This window comes from Pseudomonas sp. S1(2024), assembly GCF_046557535.1.
The window spans coordinates 50,665-70,847 of record NZ_JBKGFP010000084.1; the positions used below are offsets into that span (position 1 = coordinate 50,665).

At 61.9% G+C, this 20,183-nt stretch carries 17 protein-coding genes and 1 pseudogene; 4 read left to right on the forward strand and 14 right to left on the reverse strand.

What is annotated here, in order from left to right; genetic code table 11:
- Positions 1-42 precede the first annotated feature (42 nt).
- Positions 43-1,419, reverse strand: a complete 1,377-nt coding sequence (locus ACLCGK_RS23320; RefSeq protein ID WP_410953063.1) for an oligosaccharide flippase family protein — start codon at positions 1,417-1,419, stop codon at positions 43-45.
- Positions 1,420-1,515: 96 nt separating this feature from the next.
- On the opposite strand from ACLCGK_RS23320, the gene ACLCGK_RS23325 reads away from it, so the two are divergent.
- The 3 genes from ACLCGK_RS23325 (at position 1,516) to galE (ending at position 6,720) form a co-directional block, all read left to right on the forward strand.
- Positions 1,516-3,042, forward strand: a complete 1,527-nt coding sequence (locus ACLCGK_RS23325) for an O-antigen ligase family protein (RefSeq protein ID WP_410953064.1) — start codon at positions 1,516-1,518, stop codon at positions 3,040-3,042.
- 5 nt (positions 3,043-3,047) lie between these two features.
- Complete coding sequence (locus tag ACLCGK_RS23330; protein ID WP_410953065.1) at positions 3,048-5,663, forward strand: glycosyl hydrolase family 5; 2,616 nt, start codon at positions 3,048-3,050, stop codon at positions 5,661-5,663.
- Positions 5,664-5,742: 79 nt separating this feature from the next.
- Positions 5,743-6,720, forward strand: a complete 978-nt coding sequence (gene galE, locus ACLCGK_RS23335) for a UDP-glucose 4-epimerase GalE (RefSeq protein WP_410953066.1) — start codon at positions 5,743-5,745, stop codon at positions 6,718-6,720.
- Between the two features lie 307 nt (positions 6,721-7,027).
- Here the strand turns inward: galE and ACLCGK_RS23340 are convergent, their stop codons facing one another.
- The 6 genes from ACLCGK_RS23340 to ACLCGK_RS23365 all read right to left on the reverse strand — a co-directional run bounded on the left by ACLCGK_RS23340 (position 7,028) and on the right by ACLCGK_RS23365 (position 12,352).
- Positions 7,028-7,834, reverse strand: a complete 807-nt coding sequence (locus ACLCGK_RS23340; RefSeq protein ID WP_013972714.1) for a CpsD/CapB family tyrosine-protein kinase — start codon at positions 7,832-7,834, stop codon at positions 7,028-7,030.
- Between the two features lie 10 nt (positions 7,835-7,844).
- A complete protein-coding gene (locus ACLCGK_RS23345) occupies positions 7,845-9,407 on the reverse strand; it encodes a GumC family protein (protein ID WP_410953067.1) in 1,563 nt (520 codons plus the stop codon).
- Positions 9,408-9,426: 19 nt separating this feature from the next.
- Positions 9,427-10,542 carry a hypothetical protein gene (locus ACLCGK_RS23350; protein ID WP_410953068.1) on the reverse strand — a complete coding sequence of 372 codons (1,116 nt, stop codon included), beginning with the start codon at positions 10,540-10,542 and terminating at the stop codon, positions 9,427-9,429.
- Positions 10,543-10,566: 24 nt separating this feature from the next.
- The gene (locus ACLCGK_RS23355; RefSeq protein WP_015270418.1) at positions 10,567-11,124 is read right to left on the reverse strand and encodes a polysaccharide biosynthesis/export family protein; all 558 of its coding nucleotides are present in this window, start codon (positions 11,122-11,124) and stop codon (positions 10,567-10,569) included.
- Between the two features lie 258 nt (positions 11,125-11,382).
- On the reverse strand, positions 11,383-11,559 hold the full coding sequence (eppA, locus tag ACLCGK_RS23360) for an EPS-associated small membrane protein EppA (RefSeq protein ID WP_013972718.1): 177 nt from the start codon (positions 11,557-11,559) through the stop codon (positions 11,383-11,385).
- A gap of 250 nt (positions 11,560-11,809) precedes the next feature.
- Positions 11,810-12,352, reverse strand: coding sequence for a helix-turn-helix domain-containing protein (locus tag ACLCGK_RS23365; RefSeq protein ID WP_410953069.1), 543 nt, complete (start codon positions 12,350-12,352; stop codon positions 11,810-11,812).
- Positions 12,353-12,530: 178 nt separating this feature from the next.
- Between ACLCGK_RS23365 and ACLCGK_RS23370 the strand changes: the two are divergent.
- Positions 12,531-12,836 (forward strand): annotated as a pseudogene (locus ACLCGK_RS23370) (UDP-glucose 4-epimerase GalE); the annotation flags it as partial.
- A 307-nt stretch (positions 12,837-13,143) separates the two neighbouring features.
- On the opposite strand, the gene ACLCGK_RS23375 reads toward ACLCGK_RS23370, so the two are convergent.
- From ACLCGK_RS23375 to ACLCGK_RS23405, 7 genes are all read right to left on the reverse strand, one after another.
- Positions 13,144-13,950: a CpsD/CapB family tyrosine-protein kinase gene (locus ACLCGK_RS23375; protein ID WP_013972714.1), complete on the reverse strand. Its 807-nt coding sequence runs from the start codon at positions 13,948-13,950 to the stop codon at positions 13,144-13,146.
- Between the two features lie 10 nt (positions 13,951-13,960).
- Positions 13,961-15,523: a GumC family protein gene (locus ACLCGK_RS23380; RefSeq protein ID WP_410953067.1), complete on the reverse strand. Its 1,563-nt coding sequence runs from the start codon at positions 15,521-15,523 to the stop codon at positions 13,961-13,963.
- Positions 15,524-15,542: 19 nt separating this feature from the next.
- Positions 15,543-16,658: a hypothetical protein gene (locus ACLCGK_RS23385; RefSeq protein WP_410953068.1), complete on the reverse strand. Its 1,116-nt coding sequence runs from the start codon at positions 16,656-16,658 to the stop codon at positions 15,543-15,545.
- Between the two features lie 24 nt (positions 16,659-16,682).
- Positions 16,683-17,240, reverse strand: coding sequence for a polysaccharide biosynthesis/export family protein (locus tag ACLCGK_RS23390; RefSeq protein WP_015270418.1), 558 nt, complete (start codon positions 17,238-17,240; stop codon positions 16,683-16,685).
- Between the two features lie 258 nt (positions 17,241-17,498).
- Positions 17,499-17,675, reverse strand: coding sequence for an EPS-associated small membrane protein EppA (gene eppA / locus ACLCGK_RS23395; protein WP_013972718.1), 177 nt, complete (start codon positions 17,673-17,675; stop codon positions 17,499-17,501).
- A 250-nt stretch (positions 17,676-17,925) separates the two neighbouring features.
- Positions 17,926-18,468, reverse strand: a complete 543-nt coding sequence (locus tag ACLCGK_RS23400) for a helix-turn-helix domain-containing protein (protein ID WP_410953069.1) — start codon at positions 18,466-18,468, stop codon at positions 17,926-17,928.
- Between the two features lie 222 nt (positions 18,469-18,690).
- Positions 18,691-20,109 (reverse strand): short-chain fatty acid transporter, encoded by a 1,419-nt coding sequence (locus ACLCGK_RS23405; protein WP_013972720.1) that lies wholly within the window; start codon positions 20,107-20,109, stop codon positions 18,691-18,693.
- Between the last annotated feature and the right edge of the window lie 74 nt (positions 20,110-20,183).

Consider the following 20,183-nt stretch of genomic DNA (forward strand, 5'->3'; position numbering starts at 1 on the left):
CCAATGACCTGCACCTTTGAAAGTTTCACCCGACAAGCAGAATTACAGCCAGTTGAAAAAGGCTGTCAGCAGCGCCCCGCAAAGCGCCCCGACCAGTAGCATCGGCAGTACCACCAGCTCACGCCTCAGGCTGAACATATCCAGCTTGCGATTCACGTACACGATCAACACAAGGGTTGGCACGGTATGCAGGGCAACCCCCCAGATCGCCCAGTCAACGCCACCGATCGCCAGCAACAGTGGCAGCCCCCCCCACAACGAGACCAGGCGGATGATGTTATCCATGGCCTGGTACCTGGTCAGGCCCAGGGCAATCCACACCTGATGAGCCAAGGTATAGCGCAATGTGAGGAACGACAGCGAAAGAATGGCCATCATCGGGCCAGCCTCACGGTAGCGATCGTCGTACAGCCAACCGATCAGCAAAGGGCTGGCGGTCAGGAAACCGCCACAGATGAACAGCACCAGCAGGTCGACCAGCAGGCGGAAGCGGTAATACAGGGCCTTGAGGCGCTCCTTGTCATCGGCCCGTGCCGCCTCGCTGAAAGCGGGCAGCGCCACCGCGCCGAAAATCTTCATCAGCGCGGTCTGCACGGCACCCAGGATCAACACGGCAATCGAGTACACACCCAGTTGTGCCGCCGTCATGCTGGCGCCAAACCACATGCGGTCACCGTACATGGCCAACACGCCAACCATCGACGACAGCAAGATCCAGCGGCCGAACACGATCAGTTCGGTCAGCGCGCTGCGGTCCCACTGCAGGCGGTTGTCATGCCCCTCCAGGGCGGTGTGACCGAGCAGGGTCCAGGCCACGGCAGACACCAGGCCGGCGATCACCAGTGCCCACACCGAATGGGTCAGGTAGCCCAACACCAGCATCACCACCAGGCCGGCCGCCTGCGAGGCCAGGTCCACCAGCACCACGCGCTTCTGTTGGAAAGTCCGTACCGCGACATCTATCTTGGTGGACTGAAAGCCCCAGATCACCGCCGACAGCCCGGTTGCCGCCAGCACCATCGGCAACACCGGTGCGGCATAGGTAGAGTCCGCCGGCCACAGCTCGGCGAGCTGGGCAAACCAGGCCCCCAAGGCCAGCAGCAAGGTCAGGGCGAACAGCACGAAGCCGCGGATGATCTGCACGGTCCATGCAGTATTGAGAAAATCCGGGTCGTCACCGCGATGGCTCTGGATGATGTTCTGCCGCAGGCCGACATCGGACAGTAGATGCAGGAGTACCGAAACGGTGGTGGCGATGACCATCACTCCGAACATTTCCGGCAGCAGCAAGCGGGCCATGATCAGGTTGCCGCCAAGGCGCATCACCTGTGACGCCACTTGTGCAACCAGGTTCCATGACCCGGCCCTCAGGGCCCGCTTGCGCAGGCTCGCGGTGGCAGACACATCAATCGACGGCATGAGAGCAATCTCTGACTGACTGGCTAAAAGGTCACTATAGTTTCAATCAGCCACGACGCTAGCCGTTGCCCACCGATGCAAAGGTGCACATAGCCAATGCCTGAACATTTTCGTGCGTTGATCGTCATCCTTTTTCTGGCGAGCGTGGTCTTCCTGCTGGCGCGGCGGCCTGCCACCGACCTGATTCCGCTGAGCGACTTCAAGCGCCGACGCAACCTGTGGTTCCTGCTTACCCTGCTGGCCTTCTTCTCGCACAGCTTCTGGCTGTACCTGGGTGCTGGCGCCGTCATCCTGTACATCGCCGGGCGCCGCGAACACAACCCCATGGCGCTGTTCTACATGCTGCTGTTCCTGATCCCGCCGGCTTCGGTGCAGGTGCCCGGGTTTGGCGTGGTCAATTACCTGGTCGACCTCAACCATATCCGCCTGCTGGCCCTGTGCGTGCTGTTGCCGGCGGCGCTGGCCCTGCGCCGGCAAGGCGACACCCTGCGCTTCGGCCGCACCTGGCCCGACAGGTTGTTGGCGGCCGGCCTGCTGCTGATGAGCGTGCTGTACCTGCGCGAGACCACCCTGACCGACACCCTGCGCCAGACGCTGTACCTGTTTGTCGACGTGTTACTGCCGTATTACGTGGCCAGCCGTGGCCTGCGCCAGATCAGCGACTTCAAGGACACCCTGCTGGCCTTCGTGCTTGCCTCATTCGTTCTGGCCCTGATCGGCGTGGCCGAGTACGTGCGCCACTGGCTGCTGTACAGTGCCCTGGTCGACGCCATGGGCGTGCCGTGGAGCATGTCCGGCTACCTGAGCCGTGGCGGTTCGCTGCGCGCCAGCGTCACCACCGGGCAGGCGATTGCCCTGGGCTATGTGATGAGCGTGGCCATCGGCCTGTTCCTGTTCGTCCAGGGTTACGTGCGCCGCCCCCTGCAGCGGGCCCTGGGCGCCCTGCTGCTGGCCGCAGGGCTGTTCGCGCCACTGTCCCGCGGCCCGTGGATCGGTGCCGTGGTCATCGTGGTGGTGTTCATCGCCCTGGGCAAAGGTGCGGTCAGGCGCCTGGCGCTGCTCGCTGCGGCCGGCATGCTGGCCCTGCCCTTGCTGACCATCGTGCCCGGTGGCGACAAGGTACTGGACATGCTGCCGTTCATCGGCAACCTCGAGAAAGAGAACATCACTTACCGCGAACGGCTGATGGACAACTCGTGGATCGTCATCCAGCGCAACCCGTTGTTCGGCTCGTTCGACTTCCGCAACACCCCGGAAATGCAATCGATGATCCAGGGTGACGGCATCATCGACATCGTCAACACCTACATAAACCTGGCACTGCGGGTCGGGCTGGTCGGGCTGGGCCTGTTCGTGGCGTTCTTCGCTGCCGTACTGCACGGTATCCGCAAGGCCATGCGCAGTTTCCCCGACAAGGACGACGAGCGACGCCAGCTCGGCCGGGCATTGCTGGCGACACTGATCGGCATCCTGGTGATCATCTTCACCGTCAGCAGCATCACCTTCATCCCGGTGGTGTACTGGACTGTCGCCGGACTGGGCGTGGCCTATGTCCAGATGGTTCGCCAGCTGCACAACAGCCAGGCCATCGCGCTGGCCGACCCCGCCCTTCAACCCAGGTGACGCCTATGAACCTGCTCCCCCTGCGCCGCTGGGGTCTTCAAACCCTGCTGCGGGTTTCGGCCATCGCCGGCCTGGCCTCACTGCCCCTCACCGGCTGGGCCTCAGCGTGGCAAGTCAGTGTCGATGAACAGAACGGCCTGCCCTTGGTGACCCGCGGTGGTGGACCAGTGATGAAAGCCAAGTTCGACTTCTGGGCGGCCAACTGGAGCTGGACCGGTTTTTCCACCACGTTCAAGGTAGTTGGCCCCGACCACTACACGCTGCAGGGCAAGAACAAGGAACTGGACTTCGATCTGGCGGCGGATATCCGCAAGGAGCAGGCGCAAACCCTGGGCTGGGCCTTCGACCTCGAGGCCCACAGCCGCCAGGCCGGAGTAATGGGCGGTGGCATGGTGTTCGAGTTCGACCCTGCGCAAATTGCCGGGGGCATGGGTGCACCGCAGCTGCTGCCCGGCAACCGTGGCTGGTCATGGGGCAAGGCTGACCAGGGCCGACGCATCGAAATGCGCTTCGACCCGCCGCTGGCCAAGGTGTATTTCGAGCGCGGCAACCCGTCCGAACTGCGTGCGTTCATTTACAGCGACCCGATCAACGCTGGTCGGCAGCAGATCAAGGCGGTGCTGAACATCACCGGCGACATCGACCTGGGTCCCACGCCCAGCGAACGCTTCGGCCTGGCCGACCCCGCCGGTTGGCCCGACGACCAACTGGACTGGCGCACCTCGCCCGTGGACCTGTCATTCCTCAACGCCCCGGAAAAGCCTGCCGGCAAGCATGGCTTCGTCAAGGCTGTCGGCGAACAGCTGATGTTCGAAAACAACACCCCAGTGCGCTTCTGGGGCACCAACCTTTCCGCCTATTCGCTGTTCAAGAGCCCCGACGAAGAAATCCGCCAACAGGCCAAGCGCCTGTCGGCACTGGGTTTCAACCTGGTGCGTTTGCATCACCACGACTCGCCCTGGGTCAGCCCGAACGTGTTCGGCGACGGCACCCTGGTGCGCGATACCCAGCAGCTCAGTGCCGAATCGCTGCGCAAGCTCGACTTGTGGATCAAGACGCTCAAGGACGAGGGCATCTATATCTGGCTGGACCTGCACGTGCAGCGGGCGCTTACTGCCAATGACAATATCGATGACTTCAAGGAACTGGCCAAGGGTGAGAGCCATGTCGACCTGAAGGGTTACGCCTATGTGAACCGAAGCATCCAACAGGCGATGAAACGCTTTGCCGAGCAGTACCTGACTCATGTGAATGAATACACCGGCCTGGCTTACAAGGACGACCCCGCCATCGCTGCCGTACTGCTCACCAATGAGAACGACCTCACCCAGCATTACGGTAACGCCCTGATGCCGAACAAGGACGTGCCGCGCCATAGCGAGCGCTACATGGAAGCGGCCAAAGCCTTCGCCAAACAATATGACCTGCCCACCGACCTCACCTGGCGCGCCTGGGAGCATGGCCCTTCGAAGCTGTTTCTCAACGACCTGGAACAGCGCTTCAACACCGACATGATCACTCACCTGCGCGGCCTCGGCGTGAAAGTGCCGATCGCCACCACCAGTACCTGGGGCGGCAATGGCCTGAGCGCGCTGCCGGCACTGACCACAGGCGATGTCATCGATGCCCATGGCTACGGTGCCAATGGCCAATTGGAGAAGAACCCGTTGACCAGCGACGGCGTGATCGACTGGCTCGCTGCCGCCCAGGTAGTCGGCAAGCCGCTGACCGTCACCGAGTGGAACGCCGAACCCTTCCCGCTGCCCGACCGCCACTCGCTGCCGCTGTACGTGGCCGGCACCGCCGCCCACCAGGGCTGGGACGCCATGATGCAGTACGCTTACAGCCAGCAGGCCTTCAACCCTGGCTGGCGCACGGCGGATAACTGGCACGCGTACAACGACCCGGCGATGATCGCCACCTTGCCCGCTGCCGCCCTGCTCTATCGCCGTGCGGATGTGAAGCCGGCCACTACCCGATACGTGTTCGCGCCGACGCCCGCCACCCTGTACAACCAGGAGATCACCCCGCGCAACTCGCCACTGCTGCGCACGGCCATGGAAAAGGGCCAACTGCAGATCGCCCTGCCACAGACGCCGGAGTTGCCCTGGCTGAAACCCGCCGCCATCCCTGCCGGTGCGCAGGTACTGCAGGACCCGGAGCAGTCCTTGCTGCCGGCCGACGCCACGGAAGCGGTCAGCGATACGGGCGAACTCAAGCGCAACTGGCAACAGGGCATCTATACCATCGATACACCGCTGACCCAGGCCGCCACCGGATGGCTGGGAGGTCGCTTGATCAGCCTGGGCGCCATCCAGGTGCAAGCACGAACGCCGTACGCCAGCGTCGTGGTGCAAAGCCTGGACGGCAACCCCCTGGGCCAGTCGCGTGAACTGCTGCTGTCGCTGGGTACCCGGGCCGTGCCCAAGGCCGATGACAAGACACCGTTCAACGTAGAGCCGTTTGCCGGCACCTTGAACATCAAGGCGCCTGCTGGCCTGAAGCTGTTCGCCCGGGATGCACAGGCCCAGTTGAAACCCTTGCCGATGGCTTACCAGGATGGACGCTACAGCATCACGTTCGACGGCAAGTACATGTCCAACTGGCTGTTCTTGAAATAGGGCATATGGCCATCTACCCTCACAACAGTCCTGTAGCTGAAAAGCGCAGCTGTACAACAGCAGAGTCCAGGAGGCATGGATGAAGTTTCTGGTTGTCGGTGGCGCAGGCTACATTGGCTCGCACATGGTCAAGCACCTGCTCGGTACGGGCCATGAGGTGGTGGTGGCGGACCTCGTCTCGCCCGGCCCCGGCGTCCAGTGGGCGAAACTGGACATCGCCGACGAGCCCGCCCTGGATGTGCTGTTCGGTGTTTGCCGCTTCGATGCCGTGTTCCACTTTGCCTCGTTCATCCAGGTGGGCGAGTCGGTCAGCGTGCCCGGCAAGTACTACCAGAACAATGTCGCGGCCACCCTTTCCCTCCTGCAGGCCATGGTGAATGCCGGTATCAGGCACCTGGTGTTTTCTTCCAGCGCAGCCGTCTACGGCAACCCGCAGTACGTGCCGATCGACGAAGCGCATGCCAAGGGGCCGATCAACCCGTATGGGTTGAGCAAATGGATGGTCGAGCAGATTCTCGAGGACTTCGACCGGGCCTATGGCTTGAAGTCGGTATGCCTGCGTTACTTCAACGCAGCGGGCGCAGACCCGGAGGGCCAGCTGGGAGAGCGTCATGAACCCGAAACCCACCTGATCCCGCTGATCCTGCAGGCCGCTTCGGGCCGGCGTGATGCAGTAACGGTGTTTGGCCGCGACTACGACACGCCGGATGGCACCTGCATACGCGACTATGTGCATGTGGCCGACCTGGCGGCGGCTCATGCACTGGCGGTGGATTACCTGCTGGCGGGTGGCGAGCGAACCGCGTTCAACCTGGGCAACGGGCTGGGCTTTTCGGTGCAGCAGGTGATCGATACGGCCCGGGCGGTGACTGGCCGGCAGATCCGCACCCTCTACGCACCCCGCCGCCCCGGCGACCCGCCCCGGTTGGTGGCGGATGCTGGCAAGGCCATGCACATGCTGGGCTGGCGGCCGGAGTTTGCCACGCTGGAGTCGATTGTGCGGCATGCGTGGCAGTGGGAGTTGCAGTACCCCTGGGCTCGCTACCCCACCAGCTGAAAGAGTGCGCCATACGTGTGGGAGCGGGCGCGCCCGCGAACACCGGCGCAGCCGGTGCCATCCACCGCGTCGCCTGCTTCGCGGGCATGCCCGCTCCCACAGAGACCCCACCAGCTGAAGGAATGCGCTGTACCTGTAGGAGCGGGCGCGCCCGCGAACACCGGCGCAGCCGGTGCCATCCACCGCATCGCCTGCTTCGCGGGTAAACCCGCTCCCACAGAGACCCCACCAGCTGAAGGAATGCGCTGTACCTGTAGGAGCGGCCTTGTGTCGCGATGGGCTGCGAAGCAGCCCCAGAATACGAGACTCAATAATAGGTTCGAGGCTGCTCGTCAGCTTTGTTCAATACCGTTCCCACCAGGTTCACCCTTGCCAGGTGATGCAGGCAATCCTCGATCTCCTTCCTGTTGTTCATACCGTTGGCCACCACCAGCAGCACACAGTCGAACTTGGGTATCACGGTGATCGCATCGTCAGAACTGAGCAATGGCGGCAAATCGAAAATGCAGATGCGCGACTCGTAGCGGTTGCGTAGTTCGCTGATCAGGTTGCTCACTTTGGGCGACGACAGCATTTCGGTGGACAACGGCACCGGCACCCGCGTGGGCAGCACCACGAACCGAGGCAAGGTCGGGTTGACCAGGCAGTCCTGCAACTCGGCCTTGTCCGTCAGAAACTCGTTCAACGCCTGGTCCATGGGCAGGCCCAGGCTGCTGCCGACCTTGGGTCGACGCAGGTCGAAGTCCACCAGCAAAGCGGTCTTGGTGGTGTGGTGGGCGATGCTCATGGCCAGGTTGATCGCCAGCACCGTCTTGCCCGCTTCAGGGGTTGGCGAGGTGATGGCCAGGGTTCGCCAGCCATTCTCGTCCATGGTCCTGAGCACTTGCGTGCGCAGCAGGTCGATCGGCCCGTTCATGTTGGAGTTCTTGTTGTAGGCGACGATACGGTGACGCTCCAGGTGCTCCGCGCGCAGCGGCACCACCTTGGTGTTCACGTAATCGAACTGGCCAGGCACTTCCGCCAGTGCCGTACCAGGGGCGGGTGACAAGGCCTGCGGGGTACCCGGGGTAACCTGGTGAAGATTATTGCCGACAGCCTGCTTGGTCCTGTCCATCACTGCTTCCCTATGCAAACCGAGACATGACTTTGAACAACAGCACATCCAGTGGCATGTAGAACACGTGCACCAGCACTACCATGATAGCCGCCAGCGCCAGTGCCGCCACGATCAGCCAGTTGCGCCAACGCTTGCGCCTGGCCACATCGGCCTTGGTATCGATGTATGGCAGCGCCACCAGCACCCGCCTGCCCAGCAGGTTCTCCAGTGCACCGACGCCGCGAATGCGCTGGTTGAACATCTCCAGCAGCATCACCAGCGCACCGCCACCTGCCGGTGCCAGCACCAGGCCCAGCGCAGCGATCTTCTTGCGGTTGGGCTTGATCGGTTTCTCGGGCATCAGTGGTGGTTCAAGCAGTACAAAGCGCTCGGCCTTGTTCTCCTGCTCCAGGCTTTCGGTAATCTTCGCGCCCATTTCCTTGGCGCGGATTTCCTCGTACTTCTTGCGCGCGTTGTCGTGGTCACGCATCAAGGTCACCAGGCCACGCTCGACCTGCGGCGCCTCGAGGATCTCGGCCTCGTAGCCTTCCATCTTGCGGGTCAACTCGCGCTTTTGCTCGGCCAGCGAAGCAATGCGCTCCTGTGCCGCGCTCATCTTGGCGCGCACGCGGGCGACATCGAGGCCGACCGTGGAGGCCGCCGCCGTGCGATTGCCACTGGCTTCGAGCGCCTGGATCCTGCGCTTGACCGCCACCACATCGGGGTGGGCTTCCTTGTAACGGCTCAGCAGCCGGGCATATTCGGCCTTCAGGCTGGGCAGGTCCTGGGGCGGCTCGGCACCTGCCGCCCTGGGGCCTTCGCCGGCCTTGGTTGCCAGCCCGGCATTGGCCGCGGACAGTTCCAGCTCAAGGTAACGCAGTTCTTCCTGGGCGGCCTTGTAATCACGGTCGACCTCGCGGAACTCCAGCTCCGATCGTGACAGCATGTTCATGCGCAAGGTCTGGTGCTCGGGCAAGGCGTTGGCGTGGGCCTGCTTGAAATCCGCCAGCTGGTTTTCCAGGTTGGCCAGCTCGGCACCCAGCTTGTTCGCCTCCTGGGTGAGGAACTCGGTGGTTTCGTTGGCCCGCTCGGTACGCTGCTTGAGGTTCTCGTTGAGGAACAGCGTCACCAACTCGTCGGCGACTTCCTTGGCCACCTCGGGCTGCTTGTGCTCGAAGGACACATTGAACGCCACGGTCGCTTCACCCCGCCCGCGCACGTATGTGGTAAGGGTTTCGACGACGATGGCGCTGCGCATGTGGTCGATCTTGTCGCTATCGCTGAAACGCTTGTCGGGAAACAGGTTGTACTTGTCGATGATGCGCAGCAGGTTCTCGCGAGTCATCACCCGCTGGCGAATCACTTCGATGCGTTCATCGGCAAAGCTGGTGTTGTTGGTCGACACCAGCTCAGGGGAAATCTGCTGCGACTCCACCAGGATGGTGCCGGTCGATTGGTAGATCGGCGGCACCATCACCGCGACTGCGACGGTCGCGGCCAGGATGACTACGATGCTCACCCCCAATAACAGGGCCCTGTCCTTGATTATGGCAATGTAATCTCTGAGGGAGAGCTCGTAGTCAGACTTCATGGGGCCACCTGCCTGAAGTTCAGATGTCGGGGTACCTGTACGTCAACGTCAAACCCACGATCGTAGCGTTCGCATCGGCTTCGTTATCCTGCTGCCGTTCCTTGTACATCAGCGACAGGCGCAGGTCCCAGTACGGCGAAAACTCGCGGCTGGCCCACACGCTGTAAGTCTGCAGGGTGTTGGGGGTCTGCCCTTTGCTGTCTTGCCAGGCAGCGTCCGTACCCACCCGTGTCAGTTCGCTGACGGCGTAACTCCACACACCGCGCACCTGGTCCAGCTCGGCGAAGCCGCCTTCGGCGCTGGCTACCGTGCTGCGTTCGGCGGTGAAGCTGGCGACGGCGCGCGCACCGGTGTACAGCAGCGCAACCCCGCCCTCCCCGCGTCGGCCACCTTCGTCACCGGAAACCTCGGTGACACCCACATGCGCATCGGCGCTGAGGCTTTCGGAAAACTGGTACTTGACCCCGACCGCGGGGCTGTAGCTGTTGGACGCCGTCGCCGTCTGGTCCTCCTCGGGCTCATAGCGCCGGGCACCAAAGCGGCTGTACAGATCAGCCCGCTCGCTCCAGGCGTAGGTCCAGGTGAACACGTTGCCCAGTTCTTCGTAACCCGTCAGCGTACTGATGTCATAACGGGCACGGTTGTACGTGGTTTCGTTGCTCAAGGTGCTACGCTCGGTAACCGCCTGGCTCCAGTTGCCGGTCAGCGTATACAGCTTTTGCGTGCCATCGGTGGTGACCACGCCGGTATCCAACACCGTTCCCGACAGCGTCGAACTTTCGTTGTAACGCGCCAGCAGGCCAAACCGCCCGCGCTCGGTCTGACGCTGCCAGCCCAGGCTCACGTCAGGGTCCTCACGGTTGTCGACCACCGCCGTGTCGGACGAGCGCAATACATTCATGCCCAGCCCCAACCTCAGTTCGTCACGGTCGAAGGTACCGATCAGGGTGTAATCCGGCGCGATGATCGTGCGCGTTATGCCCTTTTCACCCGACGACAGCAGCAAGGGGTTGCTGTCATGTTCGACGGATGTCGGTACCACTACCGTAGACTGCCAATTTGCTGCCAAGACCGTGTTCGTAAACGGCAACACCAAGATTGCCGTTGCAATACTAGTTGTTCTGAGAAGAGGCATTAAGTGTTCTTATTAAAGGCAAGATCAAGGGACGACCAGCGTATCGCCAGCCTGAAGTTGGATGTTGGTGGACATATCCCGGCCAGACACCAGGTCTCTATATCGCACGGGCAGGATTTTTTGGGAAGCGCCAGTGCCGCGCACCACTTTGATTTCGCTTTCATCTGCAAACTTGTCCAGGCCGCCAGACATGCTCAGGGCCTGCAACACTGCGGTAGGGCCCGCCATCTGTACCGGCCCGGGCTTGATCACTTTGCCTTGTACATAGACCAGGTTGCCGGCGATGCTCTTGACGACAACGCTGACGTTCGGGTCGGGGAGGAATTTCTCGAGTTTGGCAGCCACTTGTTTTTCAACGGTCGTCACATCCAGCCCGGCAACATCGATGCGACCTGCCAGGGGGAACGTGATACTGCCATCGGGAAGTACGGTGGCTTCCTGGCGCAGGCTATCTTCCTGCCACACCGAAACCATCACCACATCGCCAGGGCTGAGCAGGTAGGTAGCACTGCTCGGGTCGGCCTTACCGGCACCAGACCACACCATCAGCATGCAGAACGCGGCAAACATTGAACGCACCATGAGGGTCCCTCCGGCCGAAAAGGCCCGACAAAGAGCACTGAATGAGAACAGCACACCAACTCTCGCTCCGCTTCGCGGCATACGCCAACCGCGATGACCTCAATCTTTACGAGGCCTTGCCTTGACGCTGTGCAGCCTGGGCTTTGCTGCCTGCAACCGTGGACCTGCACGGGCTACTGGCAATATAGCAACGGCTGGGGAATTGACAAGCGAGGCCCCGGGCCGCTGGCGTCAAGGGTAGAACCCAGGCTGGCGGATTCAGATCTTTCTCCTGTTGGCGACAGCTACAAAGCCAACGACAGCAAATGCAAAGAACCACCCTGCCGTTGAAACAGGGACGATACTGTTCTGATTGATATACATATCCGCCGCACGCGCTGCGCCACTTAACAGCGCCAGCAAAGACATCGATTTGATAATCAGAGCCGTGCGCATACGCCCCTCCTGAAGAGGAAAATCAACTGTTTGTTGGCGAGGTGTTCGGGAGTTGTTTCACCGTTGAGATGAGCTTATGAACACAATGACATTGCGTCAACGATTCGACACTATAATAAAATTCAATGGGCGCCGGACTATATAGTCAAAATATCGACGCGCAAATTGATCATAGGGCGCTGCATGGGTGGCGCCATAGTTTCATCGCTGAGAAAGGCAAGGCCGTGGGGCGGTTTGGCGCCCCGGCATGTTATTCGTCTGCGTGATGCACCACGACCAGCAACTGCGCCGGCAGCGGCCCCACCGACCTTAGCCTGTGTGGTGTCTGGGCATTGAAATGCAAGGCATCGCCTTGCTCCAGCAGTACCCGCTCGCTCATGAAGTCCACTTCCACCTGGCCGGCGTGGACGAACAGGAATTCTTCGCCCAGGTGCTCCTTGAACGTAGGGTCGCTGAACTCGGTCGGCGGCTGAATCAGGAACGGCAGCAGGCTGCGCTGCCCGACCTGGCTGGTGAGGGCCGAGTAACCCGGCCCTGCCCCGTCACCCACCAATGCCTGGCGCTCGCCCTGGCGTACCAGGCTGTAGCGGTTCTGGCCGGTCTGCTCTTCGGCGAACAGTTCTTCGACATTGACATTCAGTGCCCGCGCCAGCTTCAGCGCGGCGGCGATCGAGGGGGTGTTCAGGCCACGTTCGACCTTGGACAGGTAGCTCTTGGTCATGCCGGTCTTGTCAGCCAGCAGCTCCAGGGTCATCCCCAGTTTCTTTCGCAGCAGTTTCAATCGGATAGACATGTGACGCGGATTTCCCAGGCGAAGGCAGCCTGGCCATCATACGTGGACTGCCAGGGAAATGCTGGGGCTGCTGCGCTGAGTCTTGTAGGAGCGGCCTTGTGTCGCGATAGGGCTGCAGAGCAGCCCCGGCAATTTGTGCACTATTGCTGAAACCCTGGGGCCGCTTTGCGGCCCTATCGCGACACAAGCACTGGCGGTGGATTACCTGCTGGCGGGTGGCGAGCGAACCGCGTTCAACCTGGGCAACGGGCTGGGCTTTTCGGTGCAGCAGGTGATCGATACGGCCCGGGCGGTGACTGGCCGGCAGATCCGCACCCTCTACGCACCCCGCCGCCCCGGCGACCCGCCCCGGTTGGTGGCGGATGCTGGCAAGGCCATGCACATGCTGGGCTGGCGGCCGGAGTTTGCCACGCTGGAGTCGATTGTGCGGCATGCGTGGCAGTGGGAGTTGCAGTACCCCTGGGCTCGCTACCCCACCAGCTGAAAGAGTGCGCCATACGTGTGGGAGCGGGCGCGCCCGCGAACACCGGCGCAGCCGGTGCCATCCACCGCGTCGCCTGCTTCGCGGGCATGCCCGCTCCCACAGAGACCCCACCAGCTGAAGGAATGCGCTGTACCTGTAGGAGCGGGCGCGCCCGCGAACACCGGCGCAGCCGGTGCCATCCACCGCATCGCCTGCTTCGCGGGTAAACCCGCTCCCACAGAGACCCCACCAGCTGAAGGAATGCGCTGTACCTGTAGGAGCGGCCTTGTGTCGCGATGGGCTGCGAAGCAGCCCCAGAATACGAGACTCAATAATAGGTTCGAGGCTGCTCGTCAGCTTTGTTCAATACCGTTCCCACCAGGTTCACCCTTGCCAGGTGATGCAGGCAATCCTCGATCTCCTTCCTGTTGTTCATACCGTTGGCCACCACCAGCAGCACACAGTCGAACTTGGGTATCACGGTGATCGCATCGTCAGAACTGAGCAATGGCGGCAAATCGAAAATGCAGATGCGCGACTCGTAGCGGTTGCGTAGTTCGCTGATCAGGTTGCTCACTTTGGGCGACGACAGCATTTCGGTGGACAACGGCACCGGCACCCGCGTGGGCAGCACCACGAACCGAGGCAAGGTCGGGTTGACCAGGCAGTCCTGCAACTCGGCCTTGTCCGTCAGAAACTCGTTCAACGCCTGGTCCATGGGCAGGCCCAGGCTGCTGCCGACCTTGGGTCGACGCAGGTCGAAGTCCACCAGCAAAGCGGTCTTGGTGGTGTGGTGGGCGATGCTCATGGCCAGGTTGATCGCCAGCACCGTCTTGCCCGCTTCAGGGGTTGGCGAGGTGATGGCCAGGGTTCGCCAGCCATTCTCGTCCATGGTCCTGAGCACTTGCGTGCGCAGCAGGTCGATCGGCCCGTTCATGTTGGAGTTCTTGTTGTAGGCGACGATACGGTGACGCTCCAGGTGCTCCGCGCGCAGCGGCACCACCTTGGTGTTCACGTAATCGAACTGGCCAGGCACTTCCGCCAGTGCCGTACCAGGGGCGGGTGACAAGGCCTGCGGGGTACCCGGGGTAACCTGGTGAAGATTATTGCCGACAGCCTGCTTGGTCCTGTCCATCACTGCTTCCCTATGCAAACCGAGACATGACTTTGAACAACAGCACATCCAGTGGCATGTAGAACACGTGCACCAGCACTACCATGATAGCCGCCAGCGCCAGTGCCGCCACGATCAGCCAGTTGCGCCAACGCTTGCGCCTGGCCACATCGGCCTTGGTATCGATGTATGGCAGCGCCACCAGCACCCGCCTGCCCAGCAGGTTCTCCAGTGCACCGACGCCGCGAATGCGCTGGTTGAACATCTCCAGCAGCATCACCAGCGCACCGCCACCTGCCGGTGCCAGCACCAGGCCCAGCGCAGCGATCTTCTTGCGGTTGGGCTTGATCGGTTTCTCGGGCATCAGTGGTGGTTCAAGCAGTACAAAGCGCTCGGCCTTGTTCTCCTGCTCCAGGCTTTCGGTAATCTTCGCGCCCATTTCCTTGGCGCGGATTTCCTCGTACTTCTTGCGCGCGTTGTCGTGGTCACGCATCAAGGTCACCAGGCCACGCTCGACCTGCGGCGCCTCGAGGATCTCGGCCTCGTAGCCTTCCATCTTGCGGGTCAACTCGCGCTTTTGCTCGGCCAGCGAAGCAATGCGCTCCTGTGCCGCGCTCATCTTGGCGCGCACGCGGGCGACATCGAGGCCGACCGTGGAGGCCGCCGCCGTGCGATTGCCACTGGCTTCGAGCGCCTGGATCCTGCGCTTGACCGCCACCACATCGGGGTGGGCTTCCTTGTAACGGCTCAGCAGCCGGGCATATTCGGCCTTCAGGCTGGGCAGGTCCTGGGGCGGCTCGGCACCTGCCGCCCTGGGGCCTTCGCCGGCCTTGGTTGCCAGCCCGGCATTGGCCGCGGACAGTTCCAGCTCAAGGTAACGCAGTTCTTCCTGGGCGGCCTTGTAATCACGGTCGACCTCGCGGAACTCCAGCTCCGATCGTGACAGCATGTTCATGCGCAAGGTCTGGTGCTCGGGCAAGGCGTTGGCGTGGGCCTGCTTGAAATCCGCCAGCTGGTTTTCCAGGTTGGCCAGCTCGGCACCCAGCTTGTTCGCCTCCTGGGTGAGGAACTCGGTGGTTTCGTTGGCCCGCTCGGTACGCTGCTTGAGGTTCTCGTTGAGGAACAGCGTCACCAACTCGTCGGCGACTTCCTTGGCCACCTCGGGCTGCTTGTGCTCGAAGGACACATTGAACGCCACGGTCGCTTCACCCCGCCCGCGCACGTATGTGGTAAGGGTTTCGACGACGATGGCGCTGCGCATGTGGTCGATCTTGTCGCTATCGCTGAAACGCTTGTCGGGAAACAGGTTGTACTTGTCGATGATGCGCAGCAGGTTCTCGCGAGTCATCACCCGCTGGCGAATCACTTCGATGCGTTCATCGGCAAAGCTGGTGTTGTTGGTCGACACCAGCTCAGGGGAAATCTGCTGCGACTCCACCAGGATGGTGCCGGTCGATTGGTAGATCGGCGGCACCATCACCGCGACTGCGACGGTCGCGGCCAGGATGACTACGATGCTCACCCCCAATAACAGGGCCCTGTCCTTGATTATGGCAATGTAATCTCTGAGGGAGAGCTCGTAGTCAGACTTCATGGGGCCACCTGCCTGAAGTTCAGATGTCGGGGTACCTGTACGTCAACGTCAAACCCACGATCGTAGCGTTCGCATCGGCTTCGTTATCCTGCTGCCGTTCCTTGTACATCAGCGACAGGCGCAGGTCCCAGTACGGCGAAAACTCGCGGCTGGCCCACACGCTGTAAGTCTGCAGGGTGTTGGGGGTCTGCCCTTTGCTGTCTTGCCAGGCAGCGTCCGTACCCACCCGTGTCAGTTCGCTGACGGCGTAACTCCACACACCGCGCACCTGGTCCAGCTCGGCGAAGCCGCCTTCGGCGCTGGCTACCGTGCTGCGTTCGGCGGTGAAGCTGGCGACGGCGCGCGCACCGGTGTACAGCAGCGCAACCCCGCCCTCCCCGCGTCGGCCACCTTCGTCACCGGAAACCTCGGTGACACCCACATGCGCATCGGCGCTGAGGCTTTCGGAAAACTGGTACTTGACCCCGACCGCGGGGCTGTAGCTGTTGGACGCCGTCGCCGTCTGGTCCTCCTCGGGCTCATAGCGCCGGGCACCAAAGCGGCTGTACAGATCAGCCCGCTCGCTCCAGGCGTAGGTCCAGGTGAACACGTTGCCCAGTTCTTCGTAACCCGTCAGCGTACTGATGTCATAACGGGCACGGTTGTACGTGGTTTCGTTGCTCAAGGTGCTACGCTCGGTAACCGCCTGGCTCCAGTTGCCGGTCAGCGTATACAGCTTTTGCGTGCCATCGGTGGTGACCACGCCGGTATCCAACACCGTTCCCGACAGCGTCGAACTTTCGTTGTAACGCGCCAGCAGGCCAAACCGCCCGCGCTCGGTCTGACGCTGCCAGCCCAGGCTCACGTCAGGGTCCTCACGGTTGTCGACCACCGCCGTGTCGGACGAGCGCAATACATTCATGCCCAGCCCCAACCTCAGTTCGTCACGGTCGAAGGTACCGATCAGGGTGTAATCCGGCGCGATGATCGTGCGCGTTATGCCCTTTTCACCCGACGACAGCAGCAAGGGGTTGCTGTCATGTTCGACGGATGTCGGTACCACTACCGTAGACTGCCAATTTGCTGCCAAGACCGTGTTCGTAAACGGCAACACCAAGATTGCCGTTGCAATACTAGTTGTTCTGAGAAGAGGCATTAAGTGTTCTTATTAAAGGCAAGATCAAGGGACGACCAGCGTATCGCCAGCCTGAAGTTGGATGTTGGTGGACATATCCCGGCCAGACACCAGGTCTCTATATCGCACGGGCAGGATTTTTTGGGAAGCGCCAGTGCCGCGCACCACTTTGATTTCGCTTTCATCTGCAAACTTGTCCAGGCCGCCAGACATGCTCAGGGCCTGCAACACTGCGGTAGGGCCCGCCATCTGTACCGGCCCGGGCTTGATCACTTTGCCTTGTACATAGACCAGGTTGCCGGCGATGCTCTTGACGACAACGCTGACGTTCGGGTCGGGGAGGAATTTCTCGAGTTTGGCAGCCACTTGTTTTTCAACGGTCGTCACATCCAGCCCGGCAACATCGATGCGACCTGCCAGGGGGAACGTGATACTGCCATCGGGAAGTACGGTGGCTTCCTGGCGCAGGCTATCTTCCTGCCACACCGAAACCATCACCACATCGCCAGGGCTGAGCAGGTAGGTAGCACTGCTCGGGTCGGCCTTACCGGCACCAGACCACACCATCAGCATGCAGAACGCGGCAAACATTGAACGCACCATGAGGGTCCCTCCGGCCGAAAAGGCCCGACAAAGAGCACTGAATGAGAACAGCACACCAACTCTCGCTCCGCTTCGCGGCATACGCCAACCGCGATGACCTCAATCTTTACGAGGCCTTGCCTTGACGCTGTGCAGCCTGGGCTTTGCTGCCTGCAACCGTGGACCTGCACGGGCTACTGGCAATATAGCAACGGCTGGGGAATTGACAAGCGAGGCCCCGGGCCGCTGGCGTCAAGGGTAGAACCCAGGCTGGCGGATTCAGATCTTTCTCCTGTTGGCGACAGCTACAAAGCCAACGACAGCAAATGCAAAGAACCACCCTGCCGTTGAAACAGGGACGATACTGTTCTGATTGATATACATATCCGCCGCACGCGCTGCGCCACTTAACAGCGCCAGCAAAGACATCGATTTGATAATCAGAGCCGTGCGCATACGCCCCTCCTGAAGAGGAAAATCAACTGTTTGTTGGCGAGGTGTTCGGGAGTTGTTTCACCGTTGAGATGAGCTTATGAACACAATGACATTGCGTCAACGATTCGACACTATAATAAAATTCAATGGGCGCCGGACTATATAGTCAAAATATCGACGCGCAAATTGATCATAGGGCGCTGCATGGGTGGCGCCATAGTTTCATCGCTGAGAAAGGCAAGGCCGTGGGGCGGTTTGGCGCCCCGGCATGTTATTCGTCTGCGTGATGCACCACGACCAGCAACTGCGCCGGCAGCGGCCCCACCGACCTTAGCCTGTGTGGTGTCTGGGCATTGAAATGCAAGGCATCGCCTTGCTCCAGCAGTACCCGCTCGCTCATGAAGTCCACTTCCACCTGGCCGGCGTGGACGAACAGGAATTCTTCGCCCAGGTGCTCCTTGAACGTAGGGTCGCTGAACTCGGTCGGCGGCTGAATCAGGAACGGCAGCAGGCTGCGCTGCCCGACCTGGCTGGTGAGGGCCGAGTAACCCGGCCCTGCCCCGTCACCCACCAATGCCTGGCGCTCGCCCTGGCGTACCAGGCTGTAGCGGTTCTGGCCGGTCTGCTCTTCGGCGAACAGTTCTTCGACATTGACATTCAGTGCCCGCGCCAGCTTCAGCGCGGCGGCGATCGAGGGGGTGTTCAGGCCACGTTCGACCTTGGACAGGTAGCTCTTGGTCATGCCGGTCTTGTCAGCCAGCAGCTCCAGGGTCATCCCCAGTTTCTTTCGCAGCAGTTTCAATCGGATAGACATGTGACGCGGATTTCCCAGGCGAAGGCAGCCTGGCCATCATACGTGGACTGCCAGGGAAATGCTGGGGCTGCTGCGCTGAGTCTTGTAGGAGCGGCCTTGTGTCGCGATAGGGCTGCAGAGCAGCCCCGGCAATTTGTGCACTATTGCTGAAACCCTGGGGCCGCTTTGCGGCCCTATCGCGACACAAGGCCGCTCCTACAAAAAGCCAGCGCAGGCCCAGGGTTACGGCATCACCGGCGGCAGGTACTGCAACGTCGTACCCAATGCCCACAGCAACACCAGCACCAGCGGCACGTGCACCAGCAACTGCACGAACGAGAAGCCGATCAGGTCGCGTGCCTTGAGCCCCAGTACCCCCAGCAGCGGCAGCATGTAGAACGGGTTGATCAGGTTCGGCAAGGCTTCTGCGGCGTTGTAGATCTGCACTGCCCAGCCCAGGTGGTACTGCAGGTCATTGGCCACCAGCATCACGTACGGGGCCTCGATGATCCACTTGCCACCACCCGATGGGATGAAGAAGCCCAGCACCGCCGAATACACGCCCATCAGCACGGCATAGGTGTCATGCGTGGCGATCTGGGTGAAGAACAGTGAAATGTGGTGGGCCAAAGTCTGCTCGTCGACGCCCTTCACCTGGGTGAGAATGGCAGCGATCGAACCATACAGCGGGAACTGGATCAGCACCCCGGTGGTGGTCGGCACCGCGCGCGCCACCGCATCGAGGAAGCTGCGCGGGCGCCAGTGCAGCAAGGCACCGAGCATGATGAACAACAGGTTGTAGGTGTTCAGCCCGGAAATGGCGGTAATCGCCGGCTTGGTGGCGAACTCCTGGTACAGCCAGCCGGCAGCCAGGGCCACCAGCAGCAGGATCAGGATGGGGCTGTGCTCAAGCCATTCGCCCGGGCGGGTGCGCTGGGGTGCCGGTGGCGCGGTGAAGCTGGGGTCGACCCCACAGTCCTGGGCGCTGCGCGCACTGTTCGGGCCCGGGGCCGTGGCGTAGGCGATCACCAGCGAGACCACCACCAATGCCGCCAGCATCACGCCGGACTGCCAGAGGAAGATGGTCTCGGTGAACGGGATCACCCCGGTAATCGACAGGATCGACGGTGGCAGGCTGGCCGGGTTGGCCTGCAATTGCGCCGCCGACGAAGACAGGCCCAGCGCCCACACGGCGCCCAGGCCCAGGTAGGCGGCGGCGCCGGCGGCGCGGTAGTCCATCTTCAGTTCGGTGCGTCGGGCCAGGGCGCGCACCAGCAGGCCGCCGAACACCAGCGACAGGCCCCAGTTGAGCAGCGATGCCAGCATCGAGATCAGCGCCACCCAGCACACTGCCGAACGGCCATTGCCGGGGATGCGCGCCAGGCGGTCGATCAGGCGCGCAGCGGGCGGCGAGCTGGCCACCACATAGCCGCCGATGACCACGAAGGCCATCTGCATGGTGAAGGGGATCAGGCTCCAGAAGCCATCGCCAAAGGCCTTGGCGGTGTCGGTCGGCTTGGCGCCCATGGCCAGGGCGCCGATGCACACCAGCAGCACTGCCAGGGCGGCAAACACCCAGGAATCGGGGAACCAGCGTTCGGCCCAGTTGGAGCAGCGCAAGGCAAAGCGCGCGGAACGGCTGTCTTGGATTTCAGCGGCCACAGTTCAATTCCTTTTATTGGTTTTATGAGGTAAAGCAGTATTGCCAGACAACGCAAAAACCCTGTGGGAGCGGG